Genomic DNA, 13,484 nt, shown 5'->3' with positions numbered 1-13,484 from the left:
TAATTCAGGAGACTGGGGCCACGGTGGCTTTCCTAATTCAGGAGACTGGGGCCACGGTGGCTTTCCTAATTCAGGAGACGGGGTGCCGAAGTGATCTGGGTGCCAGCATCCGGCCCCATATTCCGGCGGATGCTGGGGCGCTCAGGCATACCTCGGCGCGCCGCTCCTGAATGATGAAGTTGCTGCTGGGCCCGACTCCTGAATGATGAAAGGGATAGGCCAGCCAGACGCTGAATAATGAAAGTCAGTAGTCGACGTCGCGCGTCTCCTTGCTCAGGAGCAGCGCCACGAGGGTGATCGCGCCCATCGAGCTCAGGTACACCCCGACGAGCACGGGGCTGCCGCCGGCGGCACCCCAGAGAGCCACCGCGATGAACGGGGCGACGGCCGCACCGAGGATCGACGCGACGTTGTAGCTGATCGCCGAGCCGGTGTAGCGCACGTTCGTGGGGAACAGCTCCGGCAGCAGGGCGCCCATCGGACCAAAGGTGAGCCCCATCAGGGTGAACCCGATGATCAGCAGCGCATAGACGCCGACCGTGCCGGCCGCGAACAGCGGCACGAACAGCATCCCGAACACGATGATCGCGATCGTCGTCACGATGAGGTGCGCGCGGCGGCCGAACCTCTCGGCGAGCGGCCCGGACACGAGGGTGAAGATGCCGAAGAACACCACACCGACGATGAGCATGACGAGGAAGGTATTGCGCTCGAATCCGAGGCCGGCGATGGGGGCGTCGACCGGGGTCGTGCCGTAGGTGAGCGTGTAGGTCGTCATCAGGTAGAACAGCGTGTAGGTCGCCAGCATGATGAACGTGCCGAGGATGAGTTCGCGCCAGTTCGACCGAAACACCCGCGCGAGCGGAACCTTGACGACCTCGCCCGTGGCGACGGCCTTCTGGAACGAGGGTGTCTCGATCAGCTTGAACCGCACGTAGAGGCCGATGATGACGAGCACGGCGCTCGCGAGGAACGGCACCCGCCAGCCCCACTCAAGGAACGTCTCCGGCGACATGGTCGTGGCGAGCAGCAGGAAGACGCCGTTGGCGACGATGAACCCGATCGGTGCGCCGAGCTGCGGGAAGGTGCCGTAGATCGCGCGCCGACCGGCCGGGGCGTTCTCGGTCGCGAGGAGCGCCGCCCCGCTCCACTCGCCGCCGAGCCCGAGTCCCTGTGCAAACCGCATGAGCACAAGCAGCGTCGGCGCGAGGATCTCCCAGCCGGGGGTGAGTGCCGTCGGGAGGCATCCGATCAGCACCGTCGCGACGCCCATCGTGAGCAGAGACGCGACAAGGGTGCCCTTGCGACCGATCCGGTCGCCGAAGTGACCGAACACGATCGAGCCGATGGGGCGCGCGATGAACGCCGCGCCGAACGCCGCGAACGACTTCAGCAGCGACAAAGTAGGGTCGTCGCCCGGGAAGAACAGGGCCGGGAACACGAGCACCGCGGCCGTCGCGTACACGTAGAAGTCGTAGAACTCGATCGAGGTTCCGATGAGGCTCGCGAAGATGACCCGCGATCTCGGGTTGGTCTTGACCGGTGTGGACGTGGACGTGCTCATTCGACGGCTCCGCAGGGGGTGGGGGATGGATGCCGCGACTGGCGGCCCACTTCGACCCTACGCCTCAGAGAACCACCTTCTGCACGAACAGCACCGCGAGCGCGATCGCCGCGATCGCCGCCCCCCACTTCACGAGGAACAGCAGCGGGTTGCGCACGGCTAGACCGCGAGGGCGCGGATCAGCACCGCCGTCGACAGGGCCGCCTCGGCCGCCTCGGCGCCCTTGTCCTCCTTCGATCCGGCGAGGCCCGCGCGGTCGATGCCCTGCTCATCGGTGTCGATCGTCAGCACGCCGAAGCCGACGGGTTTGCCGGTCAGCACGCTCACCTGGGTGAGGCCCTGGGTTGCTGCGCTCGCGACGTACTCGAAATGGGGGGTGCCGCCGCGGATGATGACGCCGAGGGCCACGACGGCGTCCGCTCCAGCGTCCAGAGCCGCACGGCTCGCGACAGGCAGTTCGAAGCTGCCCGAGACGCGCAGCTCGGTCACCTGCGCGCCGGTCTCGGCGAGGTAGCGGCGGGCGCCGGCGAGCAGCCCCCCGGCGATCACCTCGTGCCAGAGTCCGGCGACGATCGTGACCTTCAGCCCGGTGCCGTCGATGGGGGTGACTTTTGGTGCGCCTGCGCCGCTCATAGTTCCTGCTCTTTCAGTGATTGTGCCGCGGCGGCGGAGACCGCGCGGTCGAGGAATTCGTCGCCCGGGAGGATGTGGCCCATCCGGTCGCGCTTGGTGCCGAGGTACGCCGCGTTGAAGCCGTCGATGCCGACGACGAGCGGCACCTGCTCGCGCACGGTGATCCCGCGGGCGGTCAGCTGCTCCAGCTTGTCGGGGTTGTTGGTGATCACGCGGATGCTGCTCAGACCGAGGTCGCCGAGGATCGCCACGGCGGCGCCGTAGTCGCGCCCGTCGGCGGGGAAGCCCAACGCGATGTTGGCGTCGAGGGTGTCGAGGCCGTCCTCCTGCAGTTGGTAGGCCTTGAGTTTGTTGATGAGGCCGATGCCGCGTCCCTCGTGGCCGCGCATGTAGATGACGACGCCGCCCTCGTTCTGGATGGCGTCGAGCGCGGCGTCGAGCTGTGGCCCGCACTCGCATTTGAGCGACCCGAGCACCTCGCCCGTGAGGCATTCGGAGTGCACGCGCACGAGAGCGCCGTCGGTGGGGGCACCCGCGATGATCGCGATGTGGTCGGCGCCGGTCATCAGGTCCCGGTAGGCGCGGAGGCGGAACGGGCCGTGCGTCGTCGGCACCACGGTCTCGACCTCGAAGATCACCCGGGAGGTCTCGGGAACCGGCGCGGTGACCGGCACCTGCACGTCGCAGTGCACCTCCTGCAGGTAGGCGATGAGCGACTCGATCGTGATGACCGGCACGTTCTCGCGTGCTCCGAGCTCGATCAGCCCGGGCAGGCGCATCATCTCGCCGTCCTCGGCGACGATCTCGCTGATCGCGCCGACGGGAATGAGCCCGGCGAGCTTGAGCAGGTCGACGGCGGCCTCGGTGTGGCCGCTGCGCTCGCGCACCCCGCCGTCGACCGCCCGCAGGGGCAGGATGTGGCCGGGACGGTTGAGGCTCGCGGGAGTGGATGTCACGTCGGCGAGCACGCGGAGGGTGTGGGCCCGGTCGGCGGCGCTGATGCCGGTGCTGATCCGGTCGGCAGCGTCGACTGTGACGGTGTAGTTGGTGCCGCGGGGGTCCTCGTTGTTGACCACCATGACGGGGAGCTCGAGCCGGTCGGCGAGTTCGTTCGGCATCGGGGCGCAGATGAACCCGGAGGTGTTGCGCACCATCCAGGCCATCCATTCCTGGGTCACAAGCTCCGCGGCGATGATGACGTCGCCCTCGTTTTCGCGGCCCTCGTCGTCCGCGACGATGATGGGCCGTCCTGCGCGCAGGGCGTCGAGGGCTGTGGGGATGTCGGCGAGACTCATGCGTCTCTCCTTCCGGTGTACTGCAGCATGCGCTCGACGTGGCGAGCCAGGATGTCGGTTTCGATGTTGACGGTGTCGCCCACCGATTTGAGACCGAGGGTCGTGACGGCGAGGGTCTCGGGGATCAGCGAGACCTCGAACCAGTCGCCGTCGTCGTTGCCGACCGTGCTGACCGTGAGGGAGACACCGTCGACGGCGATCGAGCCCTTGTTCACCACGAGCGGGGCGACGCCGCTCGCCAGGCTGAACCGCAGCACTCGCCAGGCGCCTCCCTCGGTGATCGACAGCAGCGTGCTCGTGCCGTCGATGTGGCCCTGCACGATGTGGCCGCCGAGGCGGTCGCCCACCTGCGCGGCACGCTCGAGGTTCACCCGGTCGCCCGGCGCGGGTGAGGCGAAGGTGCTCATCGCGATCGTCTGCGCCATAACGTCGGCGGTGAACCAGTCGGTCCCCTGGTCGACGACGGTGAGGCACACACCGCTGACCGAGATCGAGTCGCCGTGGCGCGCGTCGCTCACGGCGATGGGCCCGCGGATGGTGAGCCGCGCGGCATCCACCGTCGGCTCCCACTTCACGACTTCGCCAAGTTCTTCGATGATTCCGGTGAACACTATGCGTTCCTCTCGAGCGGGCCGGTTGGGTGTGACAGCGGCGTGACCGGCCCGGGGGGCGCCGCGGTGATGAGCAGGTCGTCGCCGAGCTGCTCGACGGAGGTGATGCGCAGCCGCCGTGCCTCGCCGATGGTGCCGACGCCGATGTCGCCGATCGCGAGCCGGTCTCCGCCGAGCAGGCTGGGGGCGAGGTAGATCAGGTACTCGTCGACGAGTCCCGCGGCGACGAAGGCGCTTGCGAGGGTCGGACCGCCCTCAACGAAGGCGTGGCGGATGCCAAGCTCGAACAGTCCGGAGAGCACGGCCGCGAGGTCGCGGCTGGACGTCTCGATGAGCCCACGCGGGTGGGCGCGCAGCCTGGCGCCGGCCGGCGCGGGGCGCTCGCCGACGACCACGGGGATCGGCTGGTGCCCGAGCAGTTCGCCCGCGTCGCCGCGGGCGGTCAGGGCGGGGTCGTCGGCGAGCACGGTGCCGGTGCCGACGATGATGGCGTCGGATGCTGCGCGCTGCTCGTGCACACGTTGCCGGGAGGCGGTGCCGGTGATCCAGCGGCTTGTGCCGTCGGCCGCGGCCGTGCGGCCGTCGAGGGTCGAGGCCCACTTGAGGGTGACGAACGGGCGCTCGAGTCGCACCGAGGTGAGCCAGGTGTGGAGAAACGCTTCGGCCTCGTTCTCGAGCACTCCGGCCTCGACAACGACTCCGGCGCCGGCGAGGCGGCTCGCTCCACCGCGGGAGTCGTCGCCCGGATCAGCGACGGCGTAGACGACGCGGGTGATTCCCGCGGCGATGAGCGCGTCACTGCACGGGCCGGTCCGGCCGGTGTGGTTGCAGGGCTCGAGCGTGACGACAGCGGTCGCGCCCCTCGCGGCATCCGGATTCGGGAGGGAGTTCAGCGCGGCGACCTCGGCGTGCACGGTTCCAGCGCCGCGGTGCCAGCCCTCGCCGATCACCGCGCCGCCCGCCGAGAGGATCACGCAGCCGACACGTGGGTTGGGGCCGATAGCAGGTCCGCGGGCGGCGAGCGCGAGGGCGCGGCGCATTGCGGTCTCGACCTCTGCCGCGTTCAACATCCGGTTCCTGACATCTCGTTGTGAGACGGACTCCGGGATTTGTTCGTCGCTGACGACGTGCGGGCGTCGTCAGGCGACCGCGCGTGCTACCTCTCATCCAGACTGAGAGACCTTGCGGCCTCATAACTGTCGGTCCCGGAATTCCACCGGCTCAACCGCTGCCTCTCTTGCGAGTGGCCTCGGGTCGCGGACTATCACCGCCGGTTCGGAATTTCACCGACCCCGGAGCACGTACTTCTGGTTCTGAGTGTACTCAACGCATTTGTCGGCCGCGTATTCCTTCGTAACAGGGGCGCGGGGCGTCGTGGCTGTCATCCCGGCCAGCCGGACATCGAGCACGACGCGGTGCGATTCGAGGTCTACCCAATCCTCTGCATCCGCCCCGGTTCGCGCCCGAGACCCTATTCTCTTAGCCGCACGCGGCCCGATACGCAGCCGTGAGTCCCCTGAGTATTCGTGCAGCTTCCGTCTCGTTCGTGGTGGGGCGGCACGTCGGTTGCGCGAGGGCGCTGGCACCCCGAGCCCACCCAGATCCCCGGATTACCGGGCTTTGCACCCCCGTAGACACTCATTCATCGAGATTCAGTCATGCACGTATGTTCAATTGCGTTGCGCCGCAGGTGCTCGCTCTGCCGGGATAGTCAGTGCACGCACCGAAGTAGCTCGGTAGCGGCATCAACGACGATTGAGGGTCAACGTGGACAATCTCGGAATAGTTTTTCTCTCCGAAGTGATCGGGACGGGGATGCTTGTGCTCCTCGGTTGTGGTGTTGTCGCCAACGTCGCACTTGCGAAGAACAAGGGATTCAACGGCGGATTCCTGATGGTCACCTTCGGCTGGGGCTTCGCGGTCTTCGCCGGTGTGATCGTCGCGTATAACTCCGGCGCACACATCAACCCCGCGGTCACGCTCGGCCTCGTCGCGAATGGCGCGACCGAGTTCGGCGCGGGAGTGCCGGTCAACGTGATTTCCGTATTGACCTACATCGGCGGCCAGCTCCTCGGTGCCATCATCGGTGCGATCATCTGCTGGATCGCGTACAAGCAGCACTTCGATGACGAGCCGGAGGCGGCCAACAAGCTCGGCGTGTTCTCGACCGGCCCCGCGATCCGTTCCTACGGCTGGAACCTCGCGACCGAGATCATCGGCACCTTCGTGCTCGTGTTCGTCGTGATCGGCTTCGGCCGGCAGGGCGAGACCGGCGGTCTCGCCGCCCTCGGCGCCCTGCCGGTGGCCCTGCTCGTCGTCGGCATCGGCGCCTCCCTCGGTGGGCCGACCGGCTACGCCATCAACCCGGCCCGTGACCTGGGGCCCCGCATCGCGCACTTCATCCTGCCGATCAAGGGCAAGGGGTCGAGCGACTGGGCCTATTCCTGGGTGCCGATCGTTGGACCCATCATCGGCGGGGTGCTCGCGGGCTTCGCGGCCATTCCGCTCCTCCCGATCCTCGGCTGAGCCACTTCCTGACACCGCCGGTGCTCGGCATCCGCACCACCGATTCATACTGAACACGACAACAAAGGAGTTTTCTCAATGGCTGACTATGTACTTTCGATCGACCAGGGCACGACCAGTTCACGCGCCATCATCTTCGACAAGGCGGGGTCGATCGTTTCGACCGGCCAGCTCGAGCACGAGCAGATCTTCCCGAAGGCGGGCTGGGTCGAGCACGACCCGATGGAGATCTGGAACAACACGCGCGAGGTCATCGGGCAGGCGCTGTCGAAGGCGAACCTGACCCGTCACGACATTGCGTCGGTCGGTATCACGAACCAGCGCGAGACCGCGGTGGTGTGGGACAAGAACACCGGAAAGCCGGTCTACAACGCGATCGTCTGGCAGGACACCCGCACCCAGAGCATCGTGGACCGCCTCGCGGCCGATGGCGGCGTGGAGAGGTTCAAGGCCCAGGTCGGCCTGCCGCTGGCGACGTACTTCTCCGGAACGAAGATCGTCTGGATCCTCGAGAACGTCGAGGGAGCCCGCGAGAAGGCGGATGCCGGCGAGCTGCTGTTCGGCACGACCGACAGCTGGGTGCTGTGGAACCTGACCGGGGGCACCGACGGCGGCGTCCACGCGACCGACGTCACCAACGCGAGCCGCACGATGTTCATGGATCTGGAGACGCTGCAGTGGGATGCCGACATCCTCGCCGTCTTCGACGTCCCCGCGTCGATGCTGCCGGAGATCCGCTCCTCGTCCGAGGTGTATGGCACCGTGCACACCTCGAGCCTGTTGCGGGAGGTTCCCGTTGCGGGCATCCTGGGCGACCAGCAGGCGGCAACGTTCGGGCAGGCGGCGTTCGACACGGGCGAGTCGAAGAACACCTACGGCACGGGCAACTTCCTGATCTTCAACACCGGTGAGGAGATCGTGCACTCCAAGAACGGTCTGCTGACCACGGTCGGCTACAAGCTCGGCGATGCCCCGGCACACTACGCACTCGAGGGTGCCATCGCGGTGACCGGGTCGCTGATCCAGTGGCTGCGTGACAACCTCGGGCTGATCAAGTCCGCCGACGAGGTCGAAGCGCTCGCGAACACCGTCGACGACAACGGTGGCGCGTACTTCGTCCCGGCGTTCTCCGGCCTGTTCGCCCCGTACTGGCGGCCGGACGCCCGCGGCGCCCTGGTCGGACTGACCCGGTTCGTGAACAAGGGCCACATCGCCCGGGCCGCCCTGGAGGCGACCGCGTTCCAAACCCGCGAGGTGCTGGATGCCGTCAACGCCGACTCCGGCGTCGACTGCGTCGAACTCAAGGTCGACGGCGGCATGATCGCCAACAACACGCTCATGCAGTTCCAGGCCGACATCCTCGGAGTCCCGGTGGTGCGCCCCGTCGTCGCGGAAACCACCGCCCTCGGCGCCGCCTACGCCGCCGGCCTCGCGGTCGGGTTCTGGTCGAACCTGGACGAGCTGCGCCAGAACTGGCAGGAAGACTCCCGCTGGACCCCCAACATGGAAGACTCCGAACGCGACCGCCAGATGCGCAACTGGAAGAAGGCCGTCACCAAGACCTTCGACTGGGTCGACGACGACGTCAACTAACCCACACCCCTGCTCACTCAGCCGGCAGGTCCCGGTTGAGTGAGCAGGCCGCCAGCGGCGCGCCTCCTGAGCGATAAGACATGCTGTGATTGGCTCAGCGCATGAACGGCAACCGAGCGCGTGCCGCGGTCGAACCATTCGGAGCGCCGATCACACTGGTCGAAGTGCTGACCGCTGTCGGCATTCTTGTCGCGGCCGTCCTGATCGCGTTTGTGCTGCGCATACTCATCCTGCGCCGCTCCCGCACACAGCAGAGCACTCATGTTTCGACGTGGTACACGCTGTCGCGGCTAGTTTCCTACACCGTTCTGGCGGTCGGCTTCTTCGTGGCGATCGCGGCGCTCGGGGTGCCGCTGAGTGACTTCGCGGTGCTGGCAGGGGCTATTGGGGTCGGCCTCGGATTCGGGCTGCAAACGCTGTTCAGCAACTTCATCTCGGGGATCGTGCTGCTGATCGACAAGTCGCTGAAGGTCGGCGATTTTGTTGAACTCGAATCCGGCGTGACCGGCGACGTGCGCGACATCAAGATCCGGGCGACGACGATCGTGACCAACGACAACATCGACATTCTGGTTCCGAACTCCGAATTTGTCGCTGGCCGGGTCGTGAACTGGACCCACCGAGACGTGTTGCGGCGCCTCCGCGTGCCATTCGGGGTCGCCTACGGCACCGATAAGAACCTGGTGAAGAAAGCCGCCCTCGAAGCCGCTGCGGCTGTTCCGTTCACGCTCCACCTCGACGGCCCCCAGCGCCCACAGGTCTGGCTGAGTGAATTCGGCACGAGCTCGCTGAACTTCGAACTCGTCATCTGGCTCAACCCCGAAGCGACCAAGAAGCCCGTGGCGGTGATCGCCGCCTATAACTGGGCGCTGCACTCCGCCCTTCAGACGCACGGCATCGAGATCCCGTTCCCGCAGCGCGACCTGCATGTCAAGACGCTATTCGGACTGAGCGATGATGATGCCCGCAGCGCACTCGGACTCGCCGACGTCACCACCCGGGATGATGCGGGCACGGGGAAAACGCCGCCGATGGCCGGGGCAGACGACAACGACGCCATCGACGATGTGGGCGCAGACACGAGCCCCGACACCAGCCCCGACGCTGTGGCCGAAGCTCGCCCGGGCGCGGACGACTGACCCGCCACACCCGTTGGGGCATCCGCTAGCCGACGCAGGTGCTCGGGCGCCTACGTGCTGGCTGGGGCGAAGGATGGGCTACGGGTTGTGACCCGACCGCACCGGATACTCCCGGGTGACGGCAGCAATCGCAAGGATTAGGCGCAGGGGAACCACTCCGCGGCGGCGTCAGCCGCGCGGCGGTGTGCGACGAATCGACGGGTGATCTCCGCGATCGCGTCGGCGAGGGGGAAGATGTCGCGCGTCACGAACTGATCGTCGTGATCGGCCGCGACCGGATGCCAGTACACCCCGTCGGCCGTGATCGTCACCTCGGGGATCAGCGAGTCGACCGTGAGCTCGATGCCGGAGTCGGCGACGCCGCGGTGCGCAAGCGCGCGAATGACCTGATCTTCACGCGAGACACCGATGGTGTCGAGGAAGGCGTGGAACGGGTCGAGCTCGTGCATCTGGTCGGCAGGGAGGGTAGCCGCGACCTTGACGCGGAACCCCTCATCGTGGGCGATGCGGATGCCGTCGACGGCCTTCGCCCACGACCCGGCTCCGCGGTGACTGTCGTGGATGCCCGCAGTGGCCGAGTCGACGCTCACCTGGAGGGTGAGCCGGGAGCGATCCATTTGGCGCAGGCGCTCGAGTCGCGCGCCGCGGAACAACATCCCGTTGGTGAGCAGCGTCGTGGGGAGTTCGTCGGTGCACGAGTTCACGAGAGCATCGAGGTCATTCAGTAGGAACGGCTCGCCGCCCGTGAGGATGAGTTCGCGAACGCCCGCGGTGGCGGCCTCGCTCGCGATCTGCTGGAGCCGTTCGGCTCCGATCGCCCGCCGCTCGGCCTTCGGCGACGAGCGAACGCAGCAGTAATCGCAGGCGAGGTTGCAGTCGAAGTTCGTGTAGACCCAGACGCGTGACCCGGGCACTTGGGCGGGGTCGAGGCTTGCGAGCGGGTCGGGGGAGCGCCCATGTCGAACGGTCAGGGTCACTCCCTCGACCGACACAATCTCGTTGCCGCTCGAGGCGCACCATGCCGTGACGAGGTCGAGCGCGGCAATTCGGTGTGCTCCGTCGAGTTCGACGGTTGCCGTTCCGCCGGTCGGCACTCGCCCGATGGCTTCGATGAGGTCGAGCACGACGCCCATCGCCGAGGCTCCGGCCAACGACGGGCTCACAGGTGATCTCGTGGTCACCATCGAGCGGCAATTCCCTGCTCACGCACGGCTGCGACAAGTGACGCGTAGCCCTCGAGCCTCGGCGGCACCCAGGCTTCGAGGCCCTCCATCTCCATGATCGGTCGATGCTGAGGATTCTCCCAGTCCATGGCAAGCAGATTCGCGACCCAGGGATCCGCGCGCTCGATCTCCAGCGACGGCATCGCGGTGAAGGTGCAGTGGCTGTACTCGGGCGAAGTCCAGAACGATTCGAAGGCGCCCGGCAGCAACTCGCCGCGCCCGATCGCCTGCCAGGTGTTGATGCCGATCGCGGCGGCATCCGCTCGATCGTCGAGCACTGCGCGCAGAGCGTCGAGCTCACTCCGGCCGGTGTCGCCGTGCTTTCCCACGTCGCTGTCGATCCGGGTGAGATTCACGTCCCCCTCACTCAACCCTGCCTCGCGCAGGAAGTGAACGGGCAGGATCGCCGCCTGTGCCGAATCGCGCGATCCGAGAACGAGGCGGCGGCCCCGGAGGCTCTCGAGCGAGGTGAACCCGCTCCCTGTTCGAGCGACGAACACGGTCGTGAACACGAGATCCGTGTCGCGCGACGCGAGTGCACGGCACGCACCGTCGGTTTGGGCGGCGGTGCGTATCCAGGCGAGATTGGTGTTCCAGGCGAGATCGAGCGAGCCGGAGATCAGAGCATCAACCTGTCTGCCGTAGTTGGAGAACAGCACGAAGTCGATCGGTGTCGAGGTCTGGGCGAAGTAGTCCCGCATTCCTTCCCAGATCGGCACGACGTTGGGCGAGTAGGCGACCGAGCCGATGACCAGTGGAGCGGTCATGCCGCTGCCCCGGCCGTCTCGGCCTGCCGGGCCGCAGCGGCGGGCTTCGGCGCGTCGAAGAGTGGTCTGCCGGTGATCGCCCGACCGTAGAACTCATAGAGCACGTCGGATGTCGGGGCCATCACGTGTCCTGCTCGTGCGTCGCGGAAGTAGCGATCGATCTGCAGGTGCTCGGAGAAGGCCGCCCCTCCGCACACGCGCATGGCGACATCCGTGATGCGCAGTGCAGCATCGTTTGACGATGCCTTGCTGCCCAGCACGAAGAGAGGCGTGTCGTCCTCGGGATCGGCGACCTTTCCCGCTGCAATGTCGAGATACGCGCTCGCGTTGGCGAGATCGATCGACATCTTCGCGAGCTGTGCCCGGATGGTCGGCAATGCCGACAGGCTCTCATCGAGGTGCTCGAGCCGCGCTCCCATCGTGTGACGCACGGCGGCATCGACCGCCGCTCTGCTGAGGCCGATCGACACCGCGGAGTTGCCCAGGTTGAACCACGGCAGCACGTGGCCCATCATCAGATCGAAACCGCCACCCGCGGACCCCAGACGGAACTGCCCGGTCGTGTCGACCTCGACGGTCATCGGGCTTGAGGAGTTTCCGCGAAAGCCCATACCGCTCCACGGGCGATCGATCGTGAGGCCGGTCGATCCGGCCGGGATCGCGAAGAGATCCACACCCTCTGCATCTGGCGTGCCCGTGGAGATGACGTACACGTCAGCATGGCCAGCCGACGTCACCCAGCTCTTCTTCGCGGAGACCCGGATTCCCCCTGGCGTCGTTGTCGCACGCGAAACCGGTGCCCAGAAGTGAGAGCGCGAACCCGCTTCGGAGAACGCCAGCGAGGCAAGCGAGCGGCCACTCGCGAGATCCTCGAGCAGTCCAGGCATCCCGTCGGGGGGCGCGGCCGCGACTGGCATCGCGGCACTCACGTGCATGAGGTAGATCATCGCGGTCGATCCGCACGCACCAGCGAGCGCACTGGCCACCCGTACGAGCTCCCGCGGTCCTTGGCCCAGCCCGCCGACCTCGGCAGGCAAAGTCAGTCCGAGCAACCCGGATGACCGCAACGCGCCGACCGCTTCCTCCGGAAACCGTCCAGCGGTGTCGACATCGTGCGCGTGGTCGCGGGCGATCTCCAAGACGGGATCCAGTAGTTCGGCGGTGTCGATCACGGATTGCCTTTCGTCGGGTCATGCGGCTGGGTTGAGGGAGATGGTAGGAGTGAGAGTACGAGGAGTCCGATGCCGAGGCCGCCGATGACGGCGATTGCCGAGGCGTCACCGCCGAGAGGCCGGATCGAGACAGCGAGGCCCACGAGCTGCACGAGTGCGGCCCCGGTGAGAAGAGCTCCGGCGATCAATCGCAGCATCCGTTGCCTGATGATGCCGCTCGCGATCGAGAGAACGCCGCCGGCCACGAGGAGGCCCGCGCCGACCGGTCCGATGTTCATGAACCGAAACTCCGTCGGAAGAGCGGCACCGAAGACGAAGCCGGCAAGCACGATTGCGGCGGCCCCGATTACTATCGCCGCGCGGTCGCGCGCATTCGATGCGCCGGATGCGCCGGATGCGCCGGATGCGCCGGATGCGCCGGATCCGCCGGTCATGACAGCCTCATCATGAGCCGTGATAGTCGACCGGATGACGCCGACCACGTCTCGCGCATTACCCCGTCGACTCCGTAGCTGCGCCCGGCGGCAGTCGCGAAGATTGCGAGGTGTGCAAGCCCCATCAGGTAGTACGACCAGTGCCACTCGTTCGGCGCGAACAGAACCGAAAGCGTGATCGCGAGTGTCTGGCCTATCCCGACGATGGCCCAGAACCGAGTGGCGAGACCGATGAGCAGAAAAGCGCCCAACCCGGCCTCGATGAGAAGCGTAAACCAGCCGAAAACCTCGATGTTCGGCAGCACTACCCCATCGACGAACGCCGAATACGGGGCGAACACCGGATGCTCGACTGCCAGGCTGGCCCAAAAGAACAGGCCGTTGTTATTCGCCCGGCCGAAATCCGGGGGCACCTTCCACGCAACATTCTGTATCCACATGAGAGCGACGCCGCAGCGGAGAACCGCGATCATGACAGCCGACGCGCGCGTCAAACCGGGACCATCAACCAGTGGACTCGCCGCTGC

General features: G+C 66.9%; 13 protein-coding genes and 1 riboswitch. Of the genes, 3 read left to right on the top strand and 10 right to left on the bottom strand.

Going from position 1 to position 13,484, the window contains the following annotated elements:
* Window positions 1–244: 244 nt before the first annotated feature.
* From BHD05_RS00280 to ribD, 5 genes are all read right to left on the bottom strand, one after another.
* Entirely contained in the window at window positions 245–1,564 is a 1,320-nt protein-coding gene (locus tag BHD05_RS00280) for an MFS transporter (protein WP_161884663.1), read from the bottom strand.
* 159 nt (window positions 1,565–1,723) lie between these two features.
* Complete coding sequence (gene ribH / locus BHD05_RS00275; protein WP_161884662.1) at window positions 1,724–2,197, bottom strand: 6,7-dimethyl-8-ribityllumazine synthase; 474 nt, start codon at window positions 2,195–2,197, stop codon at window positions 1,724–1,726.
* Window positions 2,194–3,492 (bottom strand): 3,4-dihydroxy-2-butanone-4-phosphate synthase, encoded by a 1,299-nt coding sequence (ribB, locus tag BHD05_RS00270; protein ID WP_161884661.1) that lies wholly within the window; start codon window positions 3,490–3,492, stop codon window positions 2,194–2,196. The genes ribH and ribB overlap by 4 nt, the downstream gene beginning before the upstream one ends.
* The gene (locus BHD05_RS00265; RefSeq protein WP_161884660.1) at window positions 3,489–4,103 is read right to left on the bottom strand and encodes a riboflavin synthase; all 615 of its coding nucleotides are present in this window, start codon (window positions 4,101–4,103) and stop codon (window positions 3,489–3,491) included. The genes ribB and BHD05_RS00265 overlap by 4 nt, the downstream gene beginning before the upstream one ends.
* Entirely contained in the window at window positions 4,103–5,173 is a 1,071-nt protein-coding gene (gene ribD / locus BHD05_RS00260; protein ID WP_161884659.1) for a bifunctional diaminohydroxyphosphoribosylaminopyrimidine deaminase/5-amino-6-(5-phosphoribosylamino)uracil reductase RibD, read from the bottom strand. The genes BHD05_RS00265 and ribD overlap by 1 nt, the downstream gene beginning before the upstream one ends.
* A gap of 80 nt (window positions 5,174–5,253) precedes the next feature.
* A riboswitch (FMN riboswitch) is annotated at window positions 5,254–5,407 on the bottom strand.
* 511 nt (window positions 5,408–5,918) lie between these two features.
* Between ribD and BHD05_RS00255 the strand changes: the two genes are divergently transcribed.
* The 3 genes from BHD05_RS00255 to BHD05_RS00245 all read left to right on the top strand — a co-directional run bounded on the left by BHD05_RS00255 (window position 5,919) and on the right by BHD05_RS00245 (window position 9,361).
* Window positions 5,919–6,629: an MIP/aquaporin family protein gene (locus BHD05_RS00255; RefSeq protein WP_236966762.1), complete on the top strand. Its 711-nt coding sequence runs from the start codon at window positions 5,919–5,921 to the stop codon at window positions 6,627–6,629.
* Window positions 6,630–6,707: 78 nt separating this feature from the next.
* Window positions 6,708–8,222: a glycerol kinase GlpK gene (glpK, locus tag BHD05_RS00250; RefSeq protein WP_161884657.1), complete on the top strand. Its 1,515-nt coding sequence runs from the start codon at window positions 6,708–6,710 to the stop codon at window positions 8,220–8,222.
* Window positions 8,223–8,323: 101 nt separating this feature from the next.
* On the top strand, window positions 8,324–9,361 hold the full coding sequence (locus BHD05_RS00245) for a mechanosensitive ion channel family protein (protein ID WP_161884656.1): 1,038 nt from the start codon (window positions 8,324–8,326) through the stop codon (window positions 9,359–9,361).
* 137 nt (window positions 9,362–9,498) lie between these two features.
* Here BHD05_RS00245 and BHD05_RS00240 read toward each other — a convergent pair whose 3' ends face one another.
* The 5 genes from BHD05_RS00240 to BHD05_RS00225 are packed head-to-tail and all read right to left on the bottom strand — an operon-like array spanning window position 9,499 to window position 13,430.
* Window positions 9,499–10,524 carry an Rv1681 family radical SAM protein gene (locus BHD05_RS00240; protein ID WP_202614248.1) on the bottom strand — a complete coding sequence of 342 codons (1,026 nt, stop codon included), beginning with the start codon at window positions 10,522–10,524 and terminating at the stop codon, window positions 9,499–9,501.
* Between the two features lie 14 nt (window positions 10,525–10,538).
* Window positions 10,539–11,351, bottom strand: a complete 813-nt coding sequence (locus BHD05_RS00235) for an Rv1680 family SBP-like protein (protein WP_161884655.1) — start codon at window positions 11,349–11,351, stop codon at window positions 10,539–10,541.
* The gene (gene fadE16 / locus BHD05_RS00230) at window positions 11,348–12,523 is read right to left on the bottom strand and encodes an Rv1679 family acyl-CoA dehydrogenase (protein ID WP_202614247.1); all 1,176 of its coding nucleotides are present in this window, start codon (window positions 12,521–12,523) and stop codon (window positions 11,348–11,350) included. The genes BHD05_RS00235 and fadE16 overlap by 4 nt, the downstream gene beginning before the upstream one ends.
* Complete coding sequence (locus BHD05_RS15610; protein WP_202614246.1) at window positions 12,520–12,957, bottom strand: Rv1678 family membrane protein; 438 nt, start codon at window positions 12,955–12,957, stop codon at window positions 12,520–12,522. The genes fadE16 and BHD05_RS15610 overlap by 4 nt, the downstream gene beginning before the upstream one ends.
* Entirely contained in the window at window positions 12,954–13,430 is a 477-nt protein-coding gene (locus tag BHD05_RS00225; RefSeq protein ID WP_202614245.1) for a DoxX family protein, read from the bottom strand. Before BHD05_RS00225 ends, BHD05_RS15610 begins: the two co-directional genes overlap by 4 nt.
* Window positions 13,431–13,484 lie beyond the last annotated feature (54 nt).

The sequence above is a fragment of the Marisediminicola antarctica genome (genome assembly GCF_009930795.1).
Taxonomy (GTDB): Bacteria; Actinomycetota; Actinomycetes; order Actinomycetales; family Microbacteriaceae; genus Marisediminicola; species Marisediminicola antarctica.
Note: the sequence above shows the minus strand (reverse complement) of the source record. Positions and strands in the feature narration are given on the sequence as shown.

Bases quoted from the DNA above. Each gene is read 5' to 3' on its own strand.
- BHD05_RS00280 (WP_161884663.1), bottom strand. From the start codon at position 1,564: ATGAGCACGTCCACGTCCACACCGGTCAAGACCAACCCGAGATCGCGG.
- ribH (WP_161884662.1), bottom strand. From the start codon at position 2,197: ATGAGCGGCGCAGGCGCACCAAAAGTCACCCCCATCGACGGCACCGGG.
- ribB (WP_161884661.1), bottom strand. From the start codon at position 3,492: ATGAGTCTCGCCGACATCCCCACAGCCCTCGACGCCCTGCGCGCAGGA.
- ribD (WP_161884659.1), bottom strand. From the start codon at position 5,173: ATGTTGAACGCGGCAGAGGTCGAGACCGCAATGCGCCGCGCCCTCGCG.
- BHD05_RS00255 (WP_236966762.1), top strand. From the start codon at position 5,919: ATGCTTGTGCTCCTCGGTTGTGGTGTTGTCGCCAACGTCGCACTTGCG.
- glpK (WP_161884657.1), top strand. From the start codon at position 6,708: ATGGCTGACTATGTACTTTCGATCGACCAGGGCACGACCAGTTCACGC.
- BHD05_RS00245 (WP_161884656.1), top strand. From the start codon at position 8,324: ATGAACGGCAACCGAGCGCGTGCCGCGGTCGAACCATTCGGAGCGCCG.
- BHD05_RS00235 (WP_161884655.1), bottom strand. From the start codon at position 11,351: ATGACCGCTCCACTGGTCATCGGCTCGGTCGCCTACTCGCCCAACGTC.
- BHD05_RS15610 (WP_202614246.1), bottom strand. From the start codon at position 12,957: ATGACCGGCGGATCCGGCGCATCCGGCGCATCCGGCGCATCCGGCGCA.
- BHD05_RS00225 (WP_202614245.1), bottom strand. From the start codon at position 13,430: ATGATCGCGGTTCTCCGCTGCGGCGTCGCTCTCATGTGGATACAGAAT.